This is a genomic window from Thermococcus eurythermalis (genome assembly GCF_000769655.1).
GTDB classification, from domain to species: domain Archaea; phylum Methanobacteriota_B; class Thermococci; order Thermococcales; family Thermococcaceae; genus Thermococcus; species Thermococcus eurythermalis.
The window spans coordinates 1,606,215-1,628,391 of record NZ_CP008887.1 but is presented as its reverse complement, the minus strand read 5'-3'; the positions used below and the strand labels follow the sequence as shown (position 1 = coordinate 1,628,391).

At 52.3% G+C, this 22,177-nt stretch carries 19 protein-coding genes; 9 read left to right on the top strand and 10 right to left on the bottom strand.

What is annotated here, in order from left to right; genetic code table 11:
- Window positions 1-26: 26 nt before the first annotated feature.
- The 5 genes from TEU_RS08750 to TEU_RS08730 all read right to left on the bottom strand — a co-directional run bounded on the left by TEU_RS08750 (window position 27) and on the right by TEU_RS08730 (window position 9,315).
- Window positions 27-542, bottom strand: coding sequence for a rubrerythrin family protein (locus TEU_RS08750; protein ID WP_050003413.1), 516 nt, complete (start codon window positions 540-542; stop codon window positions 27-29).
- 132 nt (window positions 543-674) lie between these two features.
- On the bottom strand, window positions 675-1,904 hold the full coding sequence (locus TEU_RS08745) for an FprA family A-type flavoprotein (RefSeq protein ID WP_050003412.1): 1,230 nt from the start codon (window positions 1,902-1,904) through the stop codon (window positions 675-677).
- Between the two features lie 175 nt (window positions 1,905-2,079).
- A complete protein-coding gene (locus TEU_RS11535; RefSeq protein WP_158506642.1) occupies window positions 2,080-7,134 on the bottom strand; it encodes a lectin-like domain-containing protein in 5,055 nt (1,684 codons plus the stop codon).
- A gap of 250 nt (window positions 7,135-7,384) precedes the next feature.
- Entirely contained in the window at window positions 7,385-8,698 is a 1,314-nt protein-coding gene (locus TEU_RS08735) for an RNA-guided endonuclease InsQ/TnpB family protein (RefSeq protein WP_144244842.1), read from the bottom strand.
- On the bottom strand, window positions 8,695-9,315 hold the full coding sequence (locus TEU_RS08730) for an IS607 family transposase (RefSeq protein WP_050003411.1): 621 nt from the start codon (window positions 9,313-9,315) through the stop codon (window positions 8,695-8,697). Before TEU_RS08730 ends, TEU_RS08735 begins: the two co-directional genes overlap by 4 nt.
- 32 nt (window positions 9,316-9,347) lie before the next feature.
- Here TEU_RS08730 and TEU_RS08725 point away from each other — a divergent pair, with 32 nt between their 5' ends.
- Window positions 9,348-9,794, top strand: coding sequence for an alpha/beta hydrolase (locus tag TEU_RS08725; RefSeq protein WP_227738783.1), 447 nt, complete (start codon window positions 9,348-9,350; stop codon window positions 9,792-9,794).
- Between the two features lie 30 nt (window positions 9,795-9,824).
- On the top strand, window positions 9,825-11,111 hold the full coding sequence (gene tiaS, locus TEU_RS08720) for a tRNA(Ile2) 2-agmatinylcytidine synthetase TiaS (RefSeq protein ID WP_050003410.1): 1,287 nt from the start codon (window positions 9,825-9,827) through the stop codon (window positions 11,109-11,111).
- Window positions 11,112-11,173: 62 nt separating this feature from the next.
- Here tiaS and TEU_RS08715 read toward each other — a convergent pair whose 3' ends face one another.
- The gene (locus TEU_RS08715; RefSeq protein WP_050003409.1) at window positions 11,174-11,530 is read right to left on the bottom strand and encodes a hypothetical protein; all 357 of its coding nucleotides are present in this window, start codon (window positions 11,528-11,530) and stop codon (window positions 11,174-11,176) included.
- A gap of 37 nt (window positions 11,531-11,567) precedes the next feature.
- Window positions 11,568-12,575 (bottom strand): phosphorylating glyceraldehyde-3-phosphate dehydrogenase, encoded by a 1,008-nt coding sequence (locus tag TEU_RS08710; RefSeq protein WP_050003408.1) that lies wholly within the window; start codon window positions 12,573-12,575, stop codon window positions 11,568-11,570.
- 562 nt (window positions 12,576-13,137) lie between these two features.
- Here TEU_RS08710 and TEU_RS08705 point away from each other — a divergent pair.
- Window positions 13,138-13,896, top strand: a complete 759-nt coding sequence (locus TEU_RS08705) for a molybdopterin-binding protein (RefSeq protein ID WP_050003407.1) — start codon at window positions 13,138-13,140, stop codon at window positions 13,894-13,896.
- 40 nt (window positions 13,897-13,936) lie between these two features.
- Window positions 13,937-15,010 (top strand): mRNA surveillance protein pelota, encoded by a 1,074-nt coding sequence (locus TEU_RS08700; protein ID WP_050003406.1) that lies wholly within the window; start codon window positions 13,937-13,939, stop codon window positions 15,008-15,010.
- A gap of 42 nt (window positions 15,011-15,052) precedes the next feature.
- On the opposite strand, the gene TEU_RS08695 is transcribed toward TEU_RS08700, so the two are convergent.
- The 3 genes from TEU_RS08695 to TEU_RS08685 are packed head-to-tail and all read right to left on the bottom strand — an operon-like array spanning window position 15,053 to window position 17,245.
- On the bottom strand, window positions 15,053-16,066 hold the full coding sequence (locus TEU_RS08695) for an AIR synthase family protein (RefSeq protein ID WP_050003405.1): 1,014 nt from the start codon (window positions 16,064-16,066) through the stop codon (window positions 15,053-15,055).
- Window positions 16,044-16,856 carry a DUF7411 family protein gene (locus TEU_RS08690; RefSeq protein ID WP_050003969.1) on the bottom strand — a complete coding sequence of 271 codons (813 nt, stop codon included), beginning with the start codon at window positions 16,854-16,856 and terminating at the stop codon, window positions 16,044-16,046. Before TEU_RS08690 ends, TEU_RS08695 begins: the two co-directional genes overlap by 23 nt.
- Before the next feature lie 38 nt (window positions 16,857-16,894).
- Window positions 16,895-17,245: a DUF4870 domain-containing protein gene (locus TEU_RS08685; protein ID WP_050003404.1), complete on the bottom strand. Its 351-nt coding sequence runs from the start codon at window positions 17,243-17,245 to the stop codon at window positions 16,895-16,897.
- A gap of 202 nt (window positions 17,246-17,447) precedes the next feature.
- Here TEU_RS08685 and TEU_RS08680 point away from each other — a divergent pair, with 202 nt between their 5' ends.
- The 5 genes from TEU_RS08680 (at window position 17,448) to TEU_RS08660 (ending at window position 22,170) form a co-directional block, all read left to right on the top strand.
- On the top strand, window positions 17,448-17,675 hold the full coding sequence (locus tag TEU_RS08680) for a FeoA family protein (protein WP_050003403.1): 228 nt from the start codon (window positions 17,448-17,450) through the stop codon (window positions 17,673-17,675).
- A gap of 9 nt (window positions 17,676-17,684) precedes the next feature.
- Window positions 17,685-19,673, top strand: a complete 1,989-nt coding sequence (feoB, locus tag TEU_RS08675) for a ferrous iron transport protein B (RefSeq protein ID WP_050003402.1) — start codon at window positions 17,685-17,687, stop codon at window positions 19,671-19,673.
- Between the two features lie 2 nt (window positions 19,674-19,675).
- The gene (locus tag TEU_RS08670; protein WP_050003401.1) at window positions 19,676-19,930 is read left to right on the top strand and encodes a hypothetical protein; all 255 of its coding nucleotides are present in this window, start codon (window positions 19,676-19,678) and stop codon (window positions 19,928-19,930) included.
- A gap of 236 nt (window positions 19,931-20,166) precedes the next feature.
- Window positions 20,167-21,408 carry a sugar phosphate nucleotidyltransferase gene (locus TEU_RS08665; protein WP_050003400.1) on the top strand — a complete coding sequence of 414 codons (1,242 nt, stop codon included), beginning with the start codon at window positions 20,167-20,169 and terminating at the stop codon, window positions 21,406-21,408.
- 114 nt (window positions 21,409-21,522) lie between these two features.
- Window positions 21,523-22,170 carry a phosphoribosyltransferase gene (locus tag TEU_RS08660; protein ID WP_050003399.1) on the top strand — a complete coding sequence of 216 codons (648 nt, stop codon included), beginning with the start codon at window positions 21,523-21,525 and terminating at the stop codon, window positions 22,168-22,170.
- The last annotated feature ends 7 nt before the right edge of the window (window positions 22,171-22,177 follow it).

The window sequence follows — 22,177 nt, the reverse complement described above, 5'->3', positions numbered from 1 at the left end:
ACTTAAAAGGTAGAAAAGCGAAAGGTTTACTCAAAGACCACGAACTTATCTCTTGGGACACCGCATACTGGGCACTTCTCGGGTGCCTCATCAACGGCTGTATATCCACAGACCGGACAGATATAGACCCTCTTTATCTCCATGTCCTTTCCGCTCTCGGCGAGCTCCTTGGCCTTCTTGTAGAGCTCGGCGTGTATCTTTTCCGCCTCCAAGGCGTAGTGGGTCGTCCTTACAGCGTCCTTCTCGCCCTGGAACTCGGCGGCGTTCTTGAAGACCGGGTACATCTCCTCGACTTCATAGGTCTCCCCCTCTATACCCGCCTGCAGGTTCTCCGGGGTCTTGCCGAGGTTTCCGAGGGTTATGAAGTGGTTCTTGGCGTGAACAAATTCAGCGTGAGCGATGGCCCTGAAGAGCTTGGCTATGTTGGGGAAGCCCTCTTTCTCAGCCTGCTCGGCGAAAATCAGGTACTTCATATGCGCCATGCTTTCGCCGGCAAAAGCGTCTTCCAGAAACTTGCGGGTCATTTTCTTTTCAATTACCATATCTAGCACCTACAAACGTTGTTGCATTAATACCTAGGCATTAAAGTATATAATGATTTCTAGAATTGAAAGCTTAAAGATAGTATTCTCACGCTTCCTATGACCACCCCGCACTTCTTAAAAGAGAAAAGTTCAGGAGAGCCACGCCACGAGCTTCCTAACTGCCTCCCTGAGCTTCTCTTCGTCCTCAGGCCCGGGAGCGCCTTTGCTTTCGACGGTGTCAACGTGGTCGAACTTGCTGCGGGTTATGAGGGTCTCTATCTTCCTTCCGGCGACGCCGCCCCAGCCGAAGGCGCCGACGATAAGAACTGGTTTCTCGTAGTTGGCCTTGTCCACGATCTCGTAGAGGGCATACCTTATGCGCGGGTGTATCTCGGCCTCGTAGGTGGAAGCGCCGATTATCAGGGCCTCGCTGTCCGGGACTTCTCCGAGTATGTGGCTAACGGCCGGCGCTTCCTTGTCGGTGAACCTGTAGACCACCGGGTTGTAGCCGTGCTTCTTGAGCTCGTCTATCACGATTTCCATCCTCTTCTCGACGAAGCCGTACATGGAGTCGTAGATGACGAGAACCTTGCCCTTCTTGACCTTTCCGGCTCCGACTGCCTCATAGTACTCGAATATCCTGGCCGGGTTCTTTCTCCATATAAGCCCATGGCCGGGAAGTATCATCTTGGCATTATCAATTATTCCTAGGTTTCTCAGCTTTTTGATATTCTGGACTATGTACTTGTGGTAATGGCCGATGACGGTGACTATGTACTTGGTCACGTGCGGAAGGTACTTCTGAACTACCTCTTCATCGCTGTCATCAATAGTTTCTGGGATTCCGTAGCCACCGCCGGCGTCGCAGGAGAAGATCAGCTTATCCTCGACCACGTAGGTAATCATCGTGTCGGGCCAGTGGAGCCAGGGGACGGTTATGAAGCGGAAGGTTCTCCTGCCGATCTGGAGCTCCTCACCGTCCTTGACGATCTTGAAGTTCTCGACGACTTCCTTCCCGTAGAAGCCCTCAAGGAGGTTCCTCGCAAAGGCTGTCCCTATTATCTGTGCCCTGTACCCGTTGGCATCAAGAACCTTCGGGAGGGCTCCGCTGTGGTCGGGCTCGGTGTGGTGGACTATTATGTGGGTTATCTCTTCGGGATTGACGAGCTCTTTGAGCTTTTCGAGGAAGAGGTCAGCGTACTCGGCCTTTGTCACATCGAACAGAACAACCGCGTCCTTCAGCTTCATTAGATAGGAGTTGTAGGTTATGCCCTCTGGGATATCCCAAGTGGCCTCAAAGTACTTAATACGGTCGTCGTCAACCCTTATGATGTAAAGTTCTGGCTCCTCAAGAAGTCTTTCAACCCTAACTGCGGGCATTTCTATCCCCGAACCTATTTGGTGCGAAGACGTAAATAAGGTTTTCTAAACCAAAAGTTAGAGACCAAATAATACGCGGGCTATACCTTTGAGTACCCCCGGAACTGGATTACCAAGGGTGTCCACAATGGAAAAAAACAGAATGGAAAAACTGCTAAGCATCAGCCCTTCATAACTACCTTCGTTTTTCCACCTCCTTTTGTATTCTGTGGAGGAGGACTCTGAGTTCATTTATTGTGCCTTCTTTTATTGGCACGCCATCGCGCATCATTATTTCCAACTGGTTTATTGCATTCTCGAGCTCCTTCCTATGTCTTCTCGAAAGCTCCTTCAAGTCCTCAAGCGCGTTGATAAGCTCGACCTTGTCGTTGGACTTTGCCGCTAGGATTGCAATCTTCACGGTCTTGTGAATGCTTTCGATTCTTAGCCTCTCAAACTCCTCCCGCGAGTGGCTCTTCCTCATAGCCAGACTTGTCTTCTCAAGCTCTTTCTTCTCTCTCTTCAGTTCTCTAAGGGATTTCAGGGCCGATAGAAATTCATCAACACTTTGATAGCGGTCCTCTTTTCTCTTCGTCAGTAATTTCTCGAAAATCCCATCGTATTTTGATAAGGCCTTGTTGAAATGGCTCGGTGGCAGGGGCTTTATATCCTGGTTAGTTGCCTTAGCCATCACAGCCGCCGGCGAAGCACCTTGGTACGGGAGCTTACCAGTCAGCAACTCGTAAAAAATCAATCCAAGCTGGTAAATGTCAGTCCTATGGTCAGTAGGACCATAAACTTCTTCATCAAACTGTTCTGGAGCAGCATATAGGGGGGTCAATCCCCTGGTCGTCGTGGTTGAAATATCTCCCACTTTAGCTAGCCCCCAGTCGGTAATCTTTGGTGTTAAATTAGATGTTATAAGGACGTTCTGGGGCTTAAGGTCGCGGTGATAGATTCCCTTCGAGTGGGCATGCTTAAGGCCTTTAGCGATACCTTCAATAATCTTTAGCGCTGTTTTCTCATCAACAGGCTTTGGATACTTGCTAAGGTCTCTTATGACGTCACCGTTGAGATTTATTCCTTCAACAAACTCGATTTCGAGGTGTGGAATTGGTAGGATGTCTGCGTCGTAGAGTTTTACGATGTTTGGGTGGTTGAGATGAAGCCATGTTGAGACTTCTTTAATGAAGGTTTTGCTGGTCTTCTCGTCAATACGCGGGATTTTGAGGGCAACTATCTTACCATCCCTCCTACGCCTAGCCTTGAAAACCCTAGCAAAACCTCCCTCACCAAGAAATTCCAAAGGCTCATACTCGTCCAAGAGTTCAGATGGAAAACCTGGGAATGTTTTTTGATATTTCATTGATTCGGGCTTTTTCGCAGAGGTCGGCTTTTCGGGAGGTAATGATGGCCTAGCTACCTTCGAAGCGGGGTTTTCTGCAACTCTTGATGAAGCGGAGGGTTTACCTTTCCTGCTTCTGACCCTCGCTACAATCCCGCCTGCGAGAATCAACCCAACCAACGCGCCCGCTAGGGTAACAGGGTTTAGGTTTGAGCCAGCAGACGCGGTGTGGGTGGGGGATGTTGTCGCTAATACCTCCGTCTGACTGTCGGAAGGTGAGCCTTGTGGAGCGTCCGGAGTTTTTGAAAGAAGTACCGCTGGCTCCATCTGCTTGACGCTGAGGGGAACGACATACTTTTCATTTGCACAGCACCCGTTGGAGGCGTAAAATCCTACATACGCCGTTTCTCCGAGAAGATTTTTCATGTCCACCTTCTGGGTGAATATCCTGGAACCATCTATCTCAAGCCAGAGTTCACCCAGGGAAGCGTTCCATCCAACTGTAAGGGTGTGCATCTTTCCATCGTTTACAGACGGGAGCCCTCCACGGAACAGTTTGGTCTTATTATTGTAGAGGTTTATTTCCTGGCTGCCATAGTTGAAGTCAATGTGCACAGTATTTGGTTCATTGGAAAACAGACTGGGCCCGGTATTTTGAAACACTATGGAGATGACATCTGCCCTGGAGGACTTGCCGCGGAGGAGGAACTTTCCAACGAAATCCATGCTTAGATTCACTGGGGTACGGAGCCATACCGCCCCCTTTGATGATATGCCCGGAACCAGGAGGATTTCACCCGACGACCGTATCTCCGAATTTCCGAGTGGAATCCACTCACTGGCGGCTTCTTCTAAATTGCCTGGGGTATATGAGACGTTTAGGAACTTGACTGCCGCAACATCTCCGTTGATCTTTGCGCCCACGCCCAGATAGAAATCGCCGGTCCATATGTCAACGGGGTCAGATGAAAGCTTAATAGGAATCGTTGTCTCATCAATGCTCAATGTTAGGGTTGAGGTCTGGTTGTCCCACCCAATGCCCAGGGATATAGCTGACCACACGTTCTTGATGGAGAGAGTTTTTTCATACAACTTATTGCCGTTCTGGACGATAGTAATCTTACTCCCTGAGTTCTGGTCAGTACGTATTCCAATGACTATACTTGGATAAATCTCGCCTTTAAAGACGCGATCTAAGTCTACATTGGTGCCCCCTCTTTGTAAAATAACAGCTATGTTGCCATAGGGCGGCTTCACCAGGAGATCAAACTGGAGTTTGCCGTTTAAGGAGATGGGATTGGAAAACCAAACGGATCCTTCCTGAGAGTATTTGCCGAGAATAATCAGGTCTGCATCAGGGTCATAAAATGCAGAGCCATCATAGGTAAGATTGTTGTACAGAGAGGCCCCCTGCATCTGGGGAGTCGAATTGCTGGGGGCAGCGTTAATTTCCACAAACCTAATGTATTGTGTATTGTGTATCGAACTTGTCCCTGCCGTCGCACCAACGTATGCGCTCGTGGAGCCAAGCACGGTCTCGAGGTTTATCGGATAGTCTATCAGCTTATCCCCGTCGAGTATTACCCTCATTGTTTCACCATCGTACGAAACTATAAGATGGTGCTCCTGGCTATCTTCCACGTTATCAATTGGTCTGATTGTCTCGGGTATCTCCCTTCCATTTACCATTAGAACGATATAATCACTGCTTATCGAGTTATCGTATGTATCGATTTTTACGGCGACACTTGGAGATATCGGCACATAACCAACGTTTCCCCCGTCAAGTCCGACTACATTGTTGGACTGAGCTTGAATCACAACGGCTAATCCGCTGCCACCCCTGTCATTCGAGCCGAGATAAACTGATGTTTCTACGCTAAACGGTTTGGTGATGTCTATGGGATTAGTGTACCAAACTGCTCCCCTCTGATACTCCCGGTCTTCCGTAAGCACAAAATTGCCCATCATATATTTGGCGTCCCCAACGAGATTCCAGTTTTCCGAAAAGGCCGTGGTGTTGAATGTTTCGAAGTCAAGTTTGATTGGTTTTATGAGCATTGCTCCCCAGTCCCTATTTTTCATAAATCCAAAGTACACTGGGCGGTTCAAGTAGTAAGCAACTGTGGTATCCGGTAGTTTAAAGTCGGCAACGGGGTTTCCATTCGCTGTTACACGGAAACTCCTCGTTGAGGGATTCCAGCTGAACGTCACATCAGCCATTACGCCTGAGTACATTCCCTGAATAGTCGATTTGTAAAGTTCCTGCTTTTTCCAGTCCAGCTCAACGTATGTGGTGCCCATATTGCCGGGATAGAACTTTACAACGAACCCGCTCCATGGGTCGGTATTTCCGGGATCCTGGGTAAAGACAAATGCCAAAAGTCTACTACGCCGGTCTTCATAAAAATCGGCGCCTATGAGGAAGGTAAGATTGAAGGGTTTCCTGAAGTCAAGGGGATTTTTATACCAGACGCTTCCTTCTGCCGATGTGGTGTATTTTCCAATCTTTATTGCATCATATTCTGGTTTATACTCTGCAGTGCCCCAATACTGCCAGTCCATGGGGTCCACGAAGGAGTGTTTCTTTACGTAAGTTCCCTCACTGAATCTAAGGTCAACCTGTTTGACGTACTGATGAACGTCGCCTCCTCCAGTTGCCCCAGTGAATCCAAAATATGCCGTGGGGGAATCGAGGATTTTTACAAGGTTCACTCTCTCGGATATGATTTTTTTGTCATCATAGTATACTGAAAGTGTCTTTGAATAACTGCCCCATGATATCTCCATATTGTGTTCTTTGTTGTCCTTGATTGCGATTGGGACGGGATCCGTAATCTCGATGCCATTAACCATTAAGACGGCGTAGTATCCCCTGTGGACATCAAAAGCATAGTCTGCATCTATTTTAACTGCGACGCTTGGGGAAATTGGCACGTAGCCCTGGTTGAATCCCCAGGCTCCAACTGCGTCGAGCCCGTAACTCTGGAGAACAAATGCCATTCCATCTCCTGCGTTATTGCTTATATAAACTCTGAACCGCATTGTAAAGTCTTCTGAAAGGTCGAGGGGTTGTTTGAACCATACTGCGCCGACTGAATTGGCCTGAGACTTGGTAAGTATGAACTTGTCTCCGGCAATGGACGCGTCCCCGTTAAGCTTCCAGTCCTCAGGGGGGAATATGTTCCGGGCGAGGGGATCCGGGAACAGACCGGTCATGGAAACTACCTTGAAGTACTGGAGGTTGTACGACAAGCCAGTGCCCCCCGTCCATCCAAAGTACGCAGTTAGTATGCCGGGGTTCTTGAGAATGTTCACGTTGTATGTAACCGAAATGCCATCGAGCTGGACGTGGAGAGTCTCTGAATATGGATCCCACGAGATTCTCATTAAGTGCTCTCTGCTATCTTCAATGTTCCCGATGTATGTTTTGTCCCCCACTTCAGTGCCGTTAATCATGAGTACAATATAATCCTCAGAGTCTCCCCAAGTGTCTATCTTTACGGCGACACTTGGCCCTATACCAATGTAGCCAACATCTCCACCTGTGCCACCAACAACATCAGTCCCAGTTGCCTGGAGAACGAATGCAATTCCATCCGCACCCGTATCATCATCACCCAAATAGACGAGAAACGTAAAGTCAAAAGAATCCGTTAGCGATACCCTTGAGTTGAACCACGCCGCCCCGGCGCAGCTGGCACTGGCTGGAGTCAATATTATTCCCCCTGTTGTGGGGTCATATTGGGCCGTTCCCACATAATGCCACTGGTCATAATGGGTGCCCGTAATCTCCTGAGAAGCCTCGGAAGCTATCACCTGCAGAGGAGAAAGCACTGCGGTGAGTACTAGGAGCACCATGATTATTCCCACTTTCTCATTGAGTGCATTCTTCCTTATACTCACAGACGTTCCCCCCAGTACCATGGCAGTTAAAGTCTCTCGGTATTACGAGTCATGAATAGTTATTTAAAATTTGTCCGGGAATAATAATGTCATCTGAGTGAACCTGGCTTCTCGACCCCGTTGTCGGCATAGACAACGGCGGTGAGAAGAGGACAGACGAGTATTCACCGTGGAGGAACGAGGCCTACGGAGGGGGCGGGGAAGGAGACGCCTATGTCCGCTTCATCGTTGAAACCGTTTCCTCCTGCACCTATTTTTGTTTTAAACACTGACTAATCACTACTAATGAGTTCTTGTGGTGCAGGAGGTTGGCCTCAACCGTTAAGTTTACCGGAACCACCGGCTCCTCCCTTAACGGTTCACGGGCCTTCGGGCTGAACGGAAACAGCCCTAACAAGTTCAAGACAGCAACAAAATCCCTGTCTGCAGAAAACCCGCAAACAGGACACTCGAAAACCCTCTGACGCAGAGCGTCATCATTGGGTTTAATCTTAAACGCACCGCAACGAGGACAAACCTGAGAGGAATAAAAAGGATTGACGAAAACCACGGGAACACCAAACTCTACTGCCTTCTCGAAAACAAACCGCTGGAACCCGTTCATACCAATATTATGGAGAGTATTCCTCAACCTCTTCTCGTTCTCCCTTCTCTTCTCTGTAATCTTCTGATTAAAGTTCTTGGGGACAGCCTCAAGGACAATAGTAGTATTCGACTCTTTAGCAACTTCAACGAGCCTCTTCGCCAACTTCCTCTGCAAATCAATTCTCTTGTGCATCTTCCTCTGTCCAAACTTCCTGAGGAATTCCCTCCCCTTCTTCGAGGGAAGTTTTCTCTTCCAGCCAACCAAGTGGGACTCTTGAATCTTCTTCCGCACGTCGGAATAAAACCTCGTTAGCTTTCCCAACTCAGTCCGAACCTGAATCAGGAACTCTCCAGTTCCAAAGGAAACGTTGTCAGCGTTGTAATCCACGCTAAGGAAACTTCCAGTCAATCTGTTTTCCTCAAACTCTTTTTCGAAGACGAAATACGCAAGAACCTTCCGCTCTTTCTCGATAATACGGAGTTTCACGCCAGCCTTTACCTTCCAACCATCATCAAGGTATTTAAAGAAGAGTTTGTGAGGTTTTAGGGGGAGTTTAATTCTCCCTCTCTTTGTAGTTAATCCAATTACGAGGATTTTCCTTCCGTTTCTGAGCGTGTTGAACTGTGGGAATCTCTTGTAATCCCACAGAACGTCGTCCAGCCAGAGTGAAACGTTTCTAATTACTGGTTTCTCTGTTCTGGCCCTGCCCTTTTTCTTCAGTTCGAGAAAACTCCTCGCCCTTGTCGTGGCATCCTGACAGACAGTGTAATAGTAATGGGTTGGTAAGTCGTGTTCTTCCTTGAGTTTCTTGTAAAAGAGTTTGCGGAGTTTCAGGTGGCTCTTTACCCTGTTCTCAACAGCATAATCTGTCAGAAACTCCAAAATTTCCAAGTATTCATCATACACTTCTTTCATTGCCTTGAACTTCTTTTTTGTGAGTGGGAGACTCTCAAGGACTACTGTTTTGGTCAGTTTCACTCGTTCTCGACCTCCGTGAGGAGTTTTTTGAATCCTTGAACGAACTTCTTGTTCTTGTGACTCCTCAGCCCGTAGAGTCTGCCTGCGAAACTGGTGATTATTGCAATCAAGTCTTCTACGAGTTCTTCTTTTGGTGTTTTATCCTTCTTGAAGACTGTTTCAATCCTCACGTTGTAGGCTGTGAAGAGTTCTTCCAAGTATTTGAATCCAAAACGGGTGAGCCTATCGGGGTAAGTTACGATGAGAATGTCATACTCGCCGTTCTTGGCGAGGTTGATTAGTTTTTTGAGCCCCTTTCTGTTCTCTTTCAATCCAGAGGCAATTTCCTTAACCTCATCCACGATTTGGTAGCCTTTGCTAACTGCGTATTGTTCGAGGGTTTTGAGTTGGGTTTCCAAGTCTTCTTTCTGGTCTCTTCCTGAAACTCTGGCGTAGAGGACTGCTCTTGTTGTTTCCTTCTTTTTGCCGAGTAGTTTTTGGACTTCTTCTTCTGGAATTCTGTAGTCTCGGCCTATTTTGATGGCCTTGATTTTTCCTGCATGAATCCAGCGGATTATGGTGACTTTATTGTAATTGAGGAGTTCCGCAACCTCTGAAGGTTTGTAAAACTTGGGCATTACTGACACCTAAGTAAGAATATGCAACGAAAATATTTAAACCTTTTGAATGTCACTATTTAAAGAACAGCCTTAAACCGTACATAGACTCCCACTACAGAACCCTACCGAACGAGACCGGGATAATGGGCTCCTCGCTCGGAGGGCTCATATCTATCTACGCCGGCTTCAAGTATCCGGAGACCTTCCGCTACATCGGGGCCATGAGCTCGGCTTTCTGGTTCAACCCGGAAATCTACGACTTCGTGAGGAACGCCCCCAAGGGCCCGGGGAGGATTTACATCGACTGGGGAACCATTGAGGGAAGCGACCCCAGTGAAATGATAGAGACCAACATGAAGATGGCGGAGGTACTGAAGGAAAGGGGCTACTTGGAGGGCGAAAACCTCCTCGTCGTTGAGGACGATGGGGCAACGCACAGCGAGTACTACTGGTCGAGGCGCTTCCCGGACGCGGTGCTCTGGCTCTTCGGCGGTTGATTTTTAAACCCCCTTCCCTTTTCTTCAAACATGCTCCTCCACATCGGAATTGACGACACCGACTCACCAAACGGCATGTGCACCACCTACCTCGGCGCGCTCCTCTACCGCGAGCTTTCCAGGATAGCGGAGCCCGTAGACCTGCCGAGGCTCATCAGGCTGAACCCGAACGTCCCGTACAAGACAAGGGGCAATGGAGCGGTGGCGATGACCTTCGAGGCCGACGAAGAAGTTATTCCAGAGATTAAGAACACCGTCCTCTTCTACGTGAATCAGCTCGCGGACTTCACCCACGAGAACACGAACCCCGGAGTCGTCTTTTTTGAGGGCGAAATTCCCGAAGAGCTCCGCGAGTTCTCGCTTAAAGCCCTTAGAGAGCACGTGACCATTGAAGAGGCCGAAAAGGTCGCTAGAACAGTTGGAGCGGAGTTCTTCAAGTTCAAGCTCGGGCGCGGGATAATCGGCTCCCTCGGCGCAATCGGCTACCCCCTTAAGCGCTTCACCTACGAGCTTTTGGCCTACCGCGAGCGTGAAAACTGGGGGACGCCGAGGCGGGTTGACGAGGAGAGCGTTTTCCTCGCCGACAAATGGAGCTACCCCTTCACCTACGACAACGTTGACCCCTACAAGAGGACGGTCTTGATAACGCCCCACGGCAAAGACCCCGTCCTCGTTGGCATCAGAGGGATTGACAGGGGAAAAGTCCTCCAGACCTTCGAGATGATTAAGTTTGAAGAGCCCGTCGCCTTCTACCAGCTCTACAAGACGAACCAGAACACCGACGACCACCTGACGCCCAAGAAAATCGGGGAGTTAAAGACCTACGACAGCGCCGTCGTGAGGGGAAGGGTTGCCCGCCCGTACTGGGAGCGCGGGAGGCACGTCTTCTTCGAGCTTGAGGACGAGACCGGGAAGATACGCGTCGCGGCCTTTGAGCCGACGAAGAAGTTTAGAAATTGGGTCAGAAAGCTCCTGCCGGGCGATGAAATCATAGCCGCCGGAGGAGTTAAGGAGCACGAGGGAATCCTGACGCTCAACCTCGAAAAGTTCTACCCTGTGAAGCTCGTCCCTCAAATCGAGTACCGGAAGCCGAAGTGCCCGAAGTGCGGAGGGACGATGAAGAGCAAGGGCGACTACCTCAAGTGCAAGCGCTGTGGCTATAAGATGCCGAAGAAGCTCATTCCGGTTGAAGTCCCGCGCGAGCTGGAGAGGAAGATTTACGAGGTTCCGCCCGATGCAAGAAAGCACCTGTCGAGGCCGCTGGTGCTGCCGGGTGGGGAAGAGAGGATTTTGGAGGCGCTGGAAGTTCTGAAATGATAATCGCCGTTATGATAATCGTGATTATCACAACGTGACACTGATAGTTCGCCGCTGTGTCGTTACCGGTATTTGAGGAAGAGCATGTAGTAGAAAGCCACCCCAATCAGGACGACGCCTAGGACAAAGATGTAGAGCGCCTCTTCGGGCTTTTCTTTAACCACAAGGCGATAGCAGTTTTCGGAGTAGGAGTACTCCACGTTTTCCCTCTTGAGGAGCACGCGGTCGCCCTTCGCGACGAGGGCCTCTTCTCCCCTATGGTACACCCTCAGAAAGCCGTTCTGAACGCCAACACTGTAGCCCCCGAGCTCCCCGGAGCTCCCCTCGCAGAAAGTTCCGGAGATTGCCTCGCTAGGGTAGAGAAGGAACGCGACGATTAAGAGCAGGCCCAGGACGAGTACATACTCCTCGGTGTCCATGCAAAAACGTCTGTAAAAGGGAATAAAAGCGTTGGGGTCACTTCAAAATCCCCAAGCTTTTGTTCGTCTTCTTTATGCTCTCCCACTTGTCGGCGAGCTCGAACATGGCCCTTATCGCGTCTATGTTCTCCGGCACAACGTCGCTCTCCTGGTGGACGGCCTGGATGTAGAAGAGCCTGTTTCCGCGGACGCTTATGCTCTCCTTCCAGACTGCAATCTCATAGAGGTTGTTCCACTCACGGTGGAGGTTGCGGGCGAACTCTATGAGCTGGGCGGTGCTCTCAAAGCCCTTCTCCTTCTCGAAGAGGAGCACGCGCGTGGTGTTCTCGAAGATATCTACGACGTCCTTTGCCTCAACCGGCTTCTTCAGCTCGACCATGATGCTGTGGACGTGCATGAGAGTTGTTGGGACGACGAAGGCGCTCGTCTCGATGTTTATCGGGATTACCGTCTGGACGTCCGGCCCGTGGTGCGACGGAACAGTGACGCTCGGCGTTATGGCGTTGACCGGTCCGCGCTTCGAGTCGTTTGGGTCGGCGGCGCGGCGAATCATCACAGCGTAAACGTAATCGATGTAGTCCTGAATGGCAGAGAGTGTCCTCGTCAGGCCCGTCGTGTTGCACGAGACAACCCTAACGTAGTCCTTGCCGAGGGCATTCTCGTAGTTCGCCTGGGCCACGAAGGAGACCTCGGCGACGCTCGCCTTCTCGCCGCCCTGGAAGATGGCCTTGACGCCAGCCTTCTCGTAGAGGGGCTTGTTCTTTTCGCCCATTCCTCCGGGCGTGGCGTCAACGATGATGTCAACCTCGTTGAGGAGGTCGTTCAGGGTTCCGGCGACTTCAAAGCCTACATTTTCAAACCTCGGCAGGAACTCCTCGCTCGCCGCGTAGACGGGAATTCCGAGCTCCCTCGCGCGGTAGGCCTCGAAGTCCGGCTTCGTCTTGGTGACGCCGACGAGCTTCATGTCGTCCTGCTTCGTGACCGCGTAGGCCACTCTCTTACCTATAGTCCCGTAACCGTTAATCCCAACCTTCACCTTAGCCATACTCACCACCAGAAAGTTTTATGGCCATAAAATACTTAAGCCTTGTTTTCACTCGTGGTGAAAACTATCTATGGAGAAGTTGAACTTTTACTCTTTTGAAAGCTTGCCCTTTAGGGCGGGGATGCAGTAAACAACCCAACGGGCATTGAACAGTCGAAACCCTTTTAAGCTTCAACAACGTAATAGGGCCTCGAAGAGGCCACCGTAAAATAACCCGATGGGGTGAGGGATTTCACGTTACCCTCCAGTGTTGGAGGGTTGACGCTGTTAAGCGTCCCTTCAAAACCGCTTTCAAGCGGTTAAAAACTCTGAGGGGGCCTCTAAACCATAACCCCAATCCGGGTTTGCCGGTGGGGGGTAACTGGCCGGAGACCCGGCCTTCGGGCGAACCCGAAACCGGCAACGGGAGTAGGGAATGATTGCCCGTAAACCTTCCCGTCGCTGGCGAGGGTTAACTCGTTGGAACCCTCGCCCTTAAGGACGGGGAGGAGGTCAGATCTCCGTGCAAATGGCTTCCGCTGGGGTTATAAGGGCCCGCGCCGAAACTTGTCCGGTGGTGGGAATGTTCGCCGAGATACTGACCATAGGGGACGAGCTCCTCACCGGAAACACCGTGGACAGTAACTCCGCCTTCATCGCCCAGAAGCTCACCGAGAAGGGATACTGGGTGAAGAGGAAGACCACAGTTGGCGATGACGTCGAGGAGATAAAGAGCGCGGTTCAGGAAGTCCTTGCGAGGAAACCGGAGGTTCTGGTGATTTCGGGCGGTCTCGGGCCAACCCACGACGACGTTACGATGCTTGCCGTAGCGGGAGCCCTCAACAGGAAGCTCGTTCTCTGCGAGGGGTGCCTTGAGAGGATTAAAGCGTTTTACCGCGGGCTCTACGAGAAAGGCCTGATTGACGACCCGGAACTTAACGACGCGAGGAGGAAAATGGCCTACCTCCCAGAGGGTGCAGTGCCCCTTGAAAACACCGAAGGTGCCGCCCCTGGGGCTTACATCGAGCACGGAGGGGTCAGGATATTCGTCCTCCCGGGGATGCCCCGCGAAATGAGGGCAATGCTAGAAAGGGAAGTCCTGCCGAGGCTCGGTGAGAGGAAGTTCGTCCAGAGAAAGCTTTTGGCCGAGATAACCGACGAGAGCAAGCTCGCGCCGATACTCAACGAGACGCTGAAGCGCTTCAAGGTGAGAATTCATTCCTCGCCCAAAGGCTTCGGCAAGTACATCGGGATAATAATTTTTGGCGAGAGCGAGGAGGAGATAGAGAGGGCCAAGGCCCTTATGGAGGAAATGGGGGTCCGCTTTGGGGAGGGCTGGTAACCTTTAAATCTTCCCTTCCAAGTCCATTAGGGGTGAGAGGGTGCAGATAATCGAAGAGAAGCCCAAGGAGGGCATAGTGAAGGTTAAAGCAGAGACCCTTGACGACCTCTGGCACCTCTACCACGTCATAGACCCCGGCGACGTAGTCTACGCCAAGACGCTGAGAAAGCAGTCCCAGAGAGCTGACTCGCTCCGCGCTGAGAAGGTCGAGGTAATACCCGTCTACCTCGGCGTTAGGGCCGAGAAGATAAACTTCCACCGCTTTGCGAACCAGGTTCGCGTTACAGGGCCGATAGTTTACGCGAGCAGGGACGACGTGCCCCTTGGCAAGTACCACACGATAACGATTGAGGAAGGAACGGTTGTAACAATCCAGAAGCCCCGCTGGAAGGAGCACCACATCGAGCGCCTCAGGGAGGCGATAGAGGCCTCAAAGCGGGCCAAAGTGATGATAGTCGTCGTTGACGACGGCGAGGCAGACATAGCGCTGGTGAGGGAGTACGGCGTCGAGATGGTCGCGAGCATAAGGAGGAACCTCGGCGGGAAGCGCTACAACACCGACAGGGAGAGTGAGGAGAAGAAGTTCTTCCACGACTTAGCAAAGACCGTGACGGAGCTCATGGAGAGGGAGAAAATTGAGAGGGCAATAGTTGCCGGCCCCGGCTTCGTCAAGGAGGACTTCTACAAGTTCCTGCGCGAGAACTACCCGGAGCTGGCCAAGAAGGTCGTCATCGAGGACACGAGCGTGACCGGCAGGACGGGCATCTACGAGGTCATCAAGCGCGGGACAGTGGACAAGGTATACCACGAGAACCGCGTCGCCAAGGAAGTCCAGCTCGTCGAGAAGGTTCTTGAGAACATAGCCAAGAACAACGGATTAGCCGCCTACGGCCTCAGGGAAGTTGAAGAGGCTGTGAACTACGGCGCAGTTGAGACGCTCCTCGTCCTCGACGAGCTGTTGAAGAGCGAGCACAGAGAGAAGATTGAGGAGCTCATGGACGCCGTGAGGTACGCGAGGGGCGAAGTGGTCATCGTCAGCTCGGAGCACGAGGGCGGTGAGAAGCTGAAGGCTCTGGGCGGCCTCGCGGCTCTGCTGAGGTTCAGGGTGAAGTGAGTTTAAAGGGGAAGAAGGAGAGCCATCTTCCCTGTTTTGCCATTATTTCCCTGGCTTGTCCTCCTGCTTACCGTAGAGCTCCACGTAGGGGTCGCCCTTGAACTCCGGGAAGGGCCTTTCGTCGCCGTTCTCTATGAGCACCCTTTCTTTATCCTCAGTGAACCCGCCGAGCTCAAATGCCAGAATTCCATTTTTAAGCAATTCTGTAATTAAAACATCACTTTTCTCAGGCGGCACTATCGCTATCAGCGTCCCCGTCGAGGAGACGCTCCAGGGCTCAAGCCCGTAGAAGTCAAGGACTTTCTTGACCAGTGGGTCGAGGTGGAGCTTATCCGCGTAGACCCTGAAGCCGACTCCTGAGTTGTCCGCTATCTCGTGAAGAGCGGTTAGACCACCTTCCGTCGCATCGTGCATTCCCCTGGCGAAGGGCCTCGCTATCAGGGCATCCGGAACGACGGTCTCGAAGTAAAAGGAGCGCTTTAGTCTCATCAATTCCTTTTTGGTCAGCACGCCGAGGAGTTCCCTCCCCCTGAAGTATGCGGCAGAGACCGCGAACTCAAGGCCTACCTTGGCCGTCACGACTATTCTATCGCCCGGTCTCGCTATCGGCAACCTGAGCTTGTCCTTCCGCACTATTCCTGCAACCGCTGAGGTGCCCATTGGTTCGGGGATGGAGGGGTAAACCCCAGTGTGCCCCCCTATAACAGACCCCCCGTACTTGAGGCACTCCTCGTTTACGTCGGTCATTACCTCCCTGACGTATTCCTCTGATGTGCCCTCCGGAAATAGAAGGTTCAGCACAAGCCATCTTGGCTCGGCACCGAAAACCGCAACGTCGCTGGCCGCAAAGTGGTATGCGAAGAACCCGAAGGCTTCTTTGGGAACGCCAATCACGGGATCCGTTGCAACGACGAGGTAGTTTTCTTCGTCGTATTCCAGGACCGCGGAGTCAAAACCTGCCCTCGGCCCGTAGATGACCTTAGCGTCCTCCACACCGAGGTTCGGGAATATAACCTCGCGCAGGACGTCGTTCCTAAGCTTTCCGGACGGAAGCATCGGAACCACCCTTAAAGCGCCTGACAACTTCACCAATCCCACGGAGGGTCTCCTCATCTGGGTTCCAGGCCATCACCTCAAAGCTGGGGACGCGGACGCTAATCCTTACCTTCCGCCTCCTCGCTATTTTGCTCACCTCGTAGTTCACCCGGTATGCCAGATCCATGAGCTCCGGCCTTATGGTCTCCTCTTTGTCGATATACTGGAGCGGACAGCCCTCACGCCACTGCCTCCTCCTCGCGTGCTCGTACATGCGGTACGGCCTTATGCCGGCTTCCTCCGCCAGTGCCTCGACCTCTTCGGCGGTGTACTTTATGAGGGGCCTGAAGAAAGGCACTCCTATCCTCGGTATCCCGCAGAGCCTTATGTCGCCATCGCACTGGTCGAGTAATGCCCCTATGATTTTGTCGTTGGCGTTGTCGCCCTTGGCGAGGACTTCAAAGCCGTTGTTGAGGGCGAACCACTTGGCGTTCCAGAGCATCACCTTCTTGCAGTGTATGCATACCGGCCCCTTTCTCCCAACTGCCTCGCGGAGAAGGCCGTCCGTGATGTCAACGAGGTAATGCCCAACTCCGAGGCCTTTCGTGAACTTCATCGCCCAGTTGAGCGTCTCCTTCCAGCTCCAGCGGTGGAAGAAAGTCAGAGCTGAAACGTCGAGACCGGCCTGTTTAAGCAAGTAAAGGACTAGAGAACTGTCCTTTCCCCCTGAGAAAAGGACGAGGATTCTCTTTTCCGTGAGCCCGGTCTCCTCTGCGAAGTCCCTGATTTCCCTGACGGCCCTCTCAATCATAAAAAAACGTAAAAGAGGGAGCTTAAAAAACTTGGGCATCAGAGGTTGACCTTATCAACCCACTGCTCGGCGAGGTCCCCGAAGATTGGGAACTTGTAGAGCTCCCCCCGGTAGGCCTTGACCATGCCCACAATCCATGCTATGAGGGCGACGAGCGACAGCAGGTAGGCGATAAGACCCCCAATGATGGGTATAGCCTCAAAAACTCTTATTGCCACTGTGAAAAACAGGAATGTCACCGTCGACTGCATGGCGTGGAATCGGACAAAGTAGCTCTCCTTTTCCAGCAGGAGCAGTATTATTCCCGTGAGCCACCAGAGCAGGTACGCGAGCAGTCCCTCAAGGTTCTCGTCAATTCCTAGCGATGTCTTTCTGACTTCGCCCTCCATGGTATCACCCCCGCGGTTTTGCGCTTATCTTATATAAATGCCTTAGCCTGTCGTGGGGACGAATCCGCGTTCCGAAAACAGGGCGTTTTTCCAACCTCACACAGCCCGAGTTCGAACCCCTTAGTTTTGTTAGGCTCACCAAAGATTTATTAAGGGCAGGGAGGAGTTCAGATAGAATTAGGATAACCTAATGGTGATGAACATGGTTGTGCCTTTACTCTCACTGCTTCCCGGAGAGAGGGGAATTGTGGTCGACCTGCGGGGCGGCCCGAACTTCAGGAGCAGGCTATATGCAATGGGATTAGCCCCCGGGGCCGTCGTCAGGGTTCTAGAGAACTACCCCAGAGGCCCCCTCATAGTTGAAGTCGGCGGAACGAGGATTGCACTGGGCAAAGGAATGGCTGCAAGGGTTTTTGTAAGAAAGCTCTGAGGTGGTAGCATGGCAATGAAGGTCGTCGCTCTGGCTGGGAACCCGAACGTGGGGAAGACCACGATATTTAACGACCTGACCGGAATGCGCCAGCACGTCGGCAACTGGCCGGGTGTCACGGTGGAGAAGAAGGAGGGAGTCTTCGAGTACAAGGGGGAGCGCTTCCTCGTGGTTGATTTGCCCGGAACTTACTCTCTCACGGCCCACTCCATCGACGAGCTCGTTGCGAGGGACTTTCTCCTCAACGGGAACCCCGACGTCGTTGTGAACGTCGTTGACGCGACTTCCGTCCTTAGAAACCTCTACCTCACTATGGAAATCTTTGAAATGGGTCTGAAGAACGTGGTCATCGCGCTCAACAAGATGGACCTCGCCGAGAAGAAGGGGATAAGGATAGACCCACTCAAGATGTCAAAGGTTCTCGGTGTTCCCGTCGTCCCGCTCAACGCCAAAGAAGGGGCTGGCCTGGACGAGCTAAAGAAGAAGATATGGGAGATGGCCAACGGCATGATAAAGACCAGCCCCGTGCTTCCACGCTACGACCCCGAAGTCGAGAGGGAGATAGAGCACATCTCAAAGTGCCTCGCGGGAACCGAGCTGGCCGAGCGCTACCCGCTCCGCTGGCTGGCGATAAAGCTCCTTCAGCGCGACGATGAGATAATGAAGCTCGTTTTGAGGCACATAGGCGAAGAGAAGCTGAAGGAGATAATGACCCACATAGGCGAGGCCGAAGCGCGCTACGGGCGCGCGATGGACTTAATCATAGCCGGCCAGAAGTACGAGTTCATCGACGGCCTGACCCACGAGTTCATGAGCTACGGCAGTGCAAAGGAGACCCTCACCGACCAGCTCGACAGGATTCTCGTCCACCCGGTTTACGGCTTCATAGCCATGGCATTCGTCTTCTACCTAGTCTTCAAGTTTGTCTTTACGTTTGGGTTCCCCCTCCAGGGGGTTCTCGATGACGCGTTCGGCAGGCTGGGAGAATGGGTGGCACCGCACATAGCTGACGAGACGCTCCGCGGGTTGCTCGTTGATGGTATAATCGGCGGCGTCGGTTCGGTGCTCAGCTTCTTCCCGCTGGTCTTCCTTCTCTTCCTCGCCCTCTCGTTCCTCGAAGACCTCGGCTACATGGCGAGGGTAGCGGTGCTCATGGAAGGAATACTCAGGAAGTTCGGCCTCCCCGGAAAGGCCATAATACCGCTCATCCTCGGCCTCGGCTGCAACGTCCCGGCGGTGATGGCCACAAGGACGCTCGACGAGGAAAAGGACAGGCTGGTCGCGATGTTCGTGAACCCGTTTATCCCATGCTCCGCCCGCTTGAGCGTCATCAGCTTCCTCGTCGGGACGTTCTTTGGGGGGGACGCGCTCGTTGCGCTGGCAATCTACCTGATAAGTTTGGGCGTGGCCCTGCTCTCTGCAAAGCTCGTCAGCAGGTTCGTTCCAGGTGAGGAGAGCCCCTTCGTGATTGAACTACCGGAGTTCCTTCTCCCCAGCTGGAAGAGCCTGCTCCTTCATTCCTGGGAGAGGAGCAAGGAGTTCGTCAAGAAAGCGGGAACCGTGATCCTCGTGGGTTCGATAGTGATATGGTACCTCAGCAACTATCCGGTGCCCATTGGAACCGGGAAGAGCTACGCCGAGAGGCTCGGGCACCTCGTTGAGCCATACCTTCACCTCATGGGGCTTGACTGGAAGGCTGGAGTGAGCCTGATATTTGGAATAATCGCCAAGGAGAACGTTATATCAACGTACAGCATACTCTACGGCGGTCTGAGCGGTGAAGCACTCAGAGAAGCCATTATGGGTGCGATGAGCTCCCTCCAGGGCTTTGTCCTGGCTGTTGTCACGACGCTCTACATCCCGTGTGTAGCAACGATAGGCGCCATAAGGGCAGAGAGCAACTGGAAGTGGGCACTAGCAGTCACGGTTTACATGATAACTGTTGCCTCCCTCGTTGGAGTCATCATCTGGCACGTTGGAACGGTGCTGGGGTTGTGAAGATGGGCAAGATGGAAGAAGTGCTGAGGTTAATCAACGAGGGCAAGCGGTTTCCACAGGAGATTGCCGAGGAGCTCGGAACTAAGGTCGAGGAAGTCGAGGGAATCATTGAGCTCCTTAAAAGTCTCGGATACATCGAGGAGATTGAGCAGGGGCCGTCCTGCGAAACCTGTCCGCTCAGGAAAATCTGCTATGGGAAGTGCCTCGTGCCGAGAGTGAAGGTGCTCAGGCCCAGCTTTAAGGTGCAGGGGGAGTGAGCGGGGCCTGGCTTCATTTTTAAACATTTTCCGCTTTTGATTGTATCACAAATCTGGGGGCTGTTCACCCCAAAACGGGCAACATTGCGTACTGCCTTTGAGTTGCAGGCATTTTGAGTTTTCCACGTCAAATCTTGACATGTTTCTGACTATTGTTGTACATCTCCCTGGGGGTGATATATTTTACAGCCGTAAAATATATAAGCCCGCAGGTGGTAGCCATAAATGGTGATACCATGAAAGCCGTAATCCTTGCAGGCGGTTTTGGAACGAGGCTCAGGCCGCTCTCATCAACGAGACCGAAGCCGATGATTCCTGTTCTCGGAAAGCCCAACCTCCAGTACATCCTCGATGCCCTTGAGAAGGTCGAGGAGATTGACGAGATTATTCTCTCAGTCCACTACATGAGGGGCGAGATAAGGGAGTTCATAGACGAAAAGATGCCAGATTATCCCAAGGAGATACGCTTCGTAAACGACCCGATGCCCCTTGAGACGGGCGGTGCGCTGAAGAACGTTGAGGACTACGTGAGCGAGGACTTCCTTGTGATTTACGGTGACGTCTTCACCAACTTCGACTACCGCGAGCTCATAAAGGCCCACCGCGAGAACGAGGGCCTTATAACGGTTGCAGCGACCAAGGTCTACGACCCGGAGCGCTTTGGAGTCCTTGAGATGGACGAGAGCGGAAAGGTGCTCCACTTTGAAGAGAAGCCCAAGAGGCCGAAGAGCAACCTCGTCGATGCGGGAATCTACGTCGTTAACAAGAAGGTGCTCGAGGAAATCCCCCGGGGCAAAGAGGTCTACTTCGAGCGCGAAATCCTTCCGAGGTTCGTCGAGCGCGGCCAGGTCTACGCCTACAAGATGCCGAAGGGAACCTACTGGGTAGACCTCGGAACTCCTGAGGACTTCTTCTACGCCCACCAGATTGCACTCGATGAGATGGCGAGGGAGAACGGCTACTTCTACATAGCAGAGACGGCAGAAGTCCCTGAGGACGTTGAGATTCAGGGGCCGGTCTACATTGACGAGGGCGTCAAGATAGGGCATGGCGTAAAGATAAAAGCCTACTCATACATCGGGCCAAACACCGTGATAGAGGACAAGGCCTACATCAAGCGCTCCGTCCTCATCGGAAACGACATAATCAAGGAAGGGGCCGAGCTCAAGGACGCAATCCTCGGCGAGGGAGTTGTCGTCGGCAAGGACGTCATCGTAAAGGAGAACGCCGTTATCGGAGACTACGCCAAGATTTACGACGGGCTTGTCATCTACGGCGCCAAAGTCCTGCCTTGGAAGAAGGTCGAGGAGTACGAGGCCTACATCAAGATAAAGCTCGACCCGACGAAGGTCAGGCCCGGCCAGTACCCAGACCGCTGTCCACTCGGCCTTCCAGAGTGTATCTACAAGAAGTTCAAGGCAATAGCCGGCGAGAAACCGCCGTGCGATGAGTGTATCGAGAACCAGTGGCTATTCTGATTCCTCCCACTTTTTTAACTATTCGTAACACCACTCATATGACACGAACTTGTCAAACTTCTTGGCCAAAAACCTTAAATAACATGCTGTTTTTGCTCCGTTAAGGGAAATCCAATGAAGAAGTTTCCTGCTAAGCTTGCTTCTTGGGACGACATAGAAAGATGGGCAAAGGAAGGGGCTTGGAACATTCTGGAAGGAGGCTGGAGACCAGACGTGGTGGTTGGACTCGCAAGGGGCGGCTGGGTTGCGGCGAGGCTCTACTGCGACTATCTCGGCGTCAAAGACCTCGTCAGCCTGAAGGTCGAGCACTGGGGCGTTACAGCTACACCTGACGGCAAGGCGAAGCTCAGGTACGGCACCAACTACGACCTGGGCGGCAAGAAGGTTCTCATCGTGGACGACATAAGCGACACCGGAGAGAGCCTGACCCTGGCCAAGAACTACGTCGAAGGCCAGAAGCCCGCAGAGGTAAGGGTCGCAACGCTCCTTACCATCAAGGGCTCCCGCTTCAAGCCGGACTACTACGGCGAGGAAATCGACTGGGCCTGGATAGTCTTCCCGTGGAACTTCGTCGAAGACATGATTAACCTCGTGGGCAACATTCTTGAGGAGAAAGAAGCTGTGAGCACCGACGAGATTGTTGGGCTCTTCAAGGAGCTTCACGGTATGGAAGTCCCAAAGGGCAAGCTCGAAGAGGCCCTCAGGATGGCAGAGATGAGGAAAGTTTTTAAGTTCCGTGACGGGAAGTGGCGCAAAGCCTGAGGTGCTA

What these genes read in the sequence shown, in the direction of transcription:
- TEU_RS08685 (WP_050003404.1), bottom strand. Translation starts at nt 17,245, where the DNA reads ATGGAGGGCGAAGTCAGAAAGACATCGCTAGGAATTGACGAGAACCTT.
- TEU_RS08715 (WP_050003409.1), bottom strand. Translation starts at nt 11,530, where the DNA reads ATGGACACCGAGGAGTATGTACTCGTCCTGGGCCTGCTCTTAATCGTC.
- TEU_RS08665 (WP_050003400.1), top strand. Translation starts at nt 20,167, where the DNA reads ATGAAAGCCGTAATCCTTGCAGGCGGTTTTGGAACGAGGCTCAGGCCG.
- TEU_RS08730 (WP_050003411.1), bottom strand. Translation starts at nt 9,315, where the DNA reads ATGCCCAAGTTTTACAAACCTTCAGAGGTTGCGGAACTCCTCAATTAC.
- TEU_RS08695 (WP_050003405.1), bottom strand. Translation starts at nt 16,066, where the DNA reads ATGCTTCCGTCCGGAAAGCTTAGGAACGACGTCCTGCGCGAGGTTATA.
- TEU_RS08705 (WP_050003407.1), top strand. Translation starts at nt 13,138, where the DNA reads ATGTTCGCCGAGATACTGACCATAGGGGACGAGCTCCTCACCGGAAAC.
- TEU_RS08660 (WP_050003399.1), top strand. Translation starts at nt 21,523, where the DNA reads ATGAAGAAGTTTCCTGCTAAGCTTGCTTCTTGGGACGACATAGAAAGA.
- TEU_RS08690 (WP_050003969.1), bottom strand. Translation starts at nt 16,856, where the DNA reads ATGATTGAGAGGGCCGTCAGGGAAATCAGGGACTTCGCAGAGGAGACC.
- TEU_RS08710 (WP_050003408.1), bottom strand. Translation starts at nt 12,575, where the DNA reads ATGGCTAAGGTGAAGGTTGGGATTAACGGTTACGGGACTATAGGTAAG.
- TEU_RS08670 (WP_050003401.1), top strand. Translation starts at nt 19,676, where the DNA reads ATGGGCAAGATGGAAGAAGTGCTGAGGTTAATCAACGAGGGCAAGCGG.
- TEU_RS08680 (WP_050003403.1), top strand. Translation starts at nt 17,448, where the DNA reads ATGGTTGTGCCTTTACTCTCACTGCTTCCCGGAGAGAGGGGAATTGTG.
- TEU_RS08745 (WP_050003412.1), bottom strand. Translation starts at nt 1,904, where the DNA reads ATGCCCGCAGTTAGGGTTGAAAGACTTCTTGAGGAGCCAGAACTTTAC.
- TEU_RS08750 (WP_050003413.1), bottom strand. Translation starts at nt 542, where the DNA reads ATGGTAATTGAAAAGAAAATGACCCGCAAGTTTCTGGAAGACGCTTTT.
- feoB (WP_050003402.1), top strand. Translation starts at nt 17,685, where the DNA reads ATGGCAATGAAGGTCGTCGCTCTGGCTGGGAACCCGAACGTGGGGAAG.
- tiaS (WP_050003410.1), top strand. Translation starts at nt 9,825, where the DNA reads ATGCTCCTCCACATCGGAATTGACGACACCGACTCACCAAACGGCATG.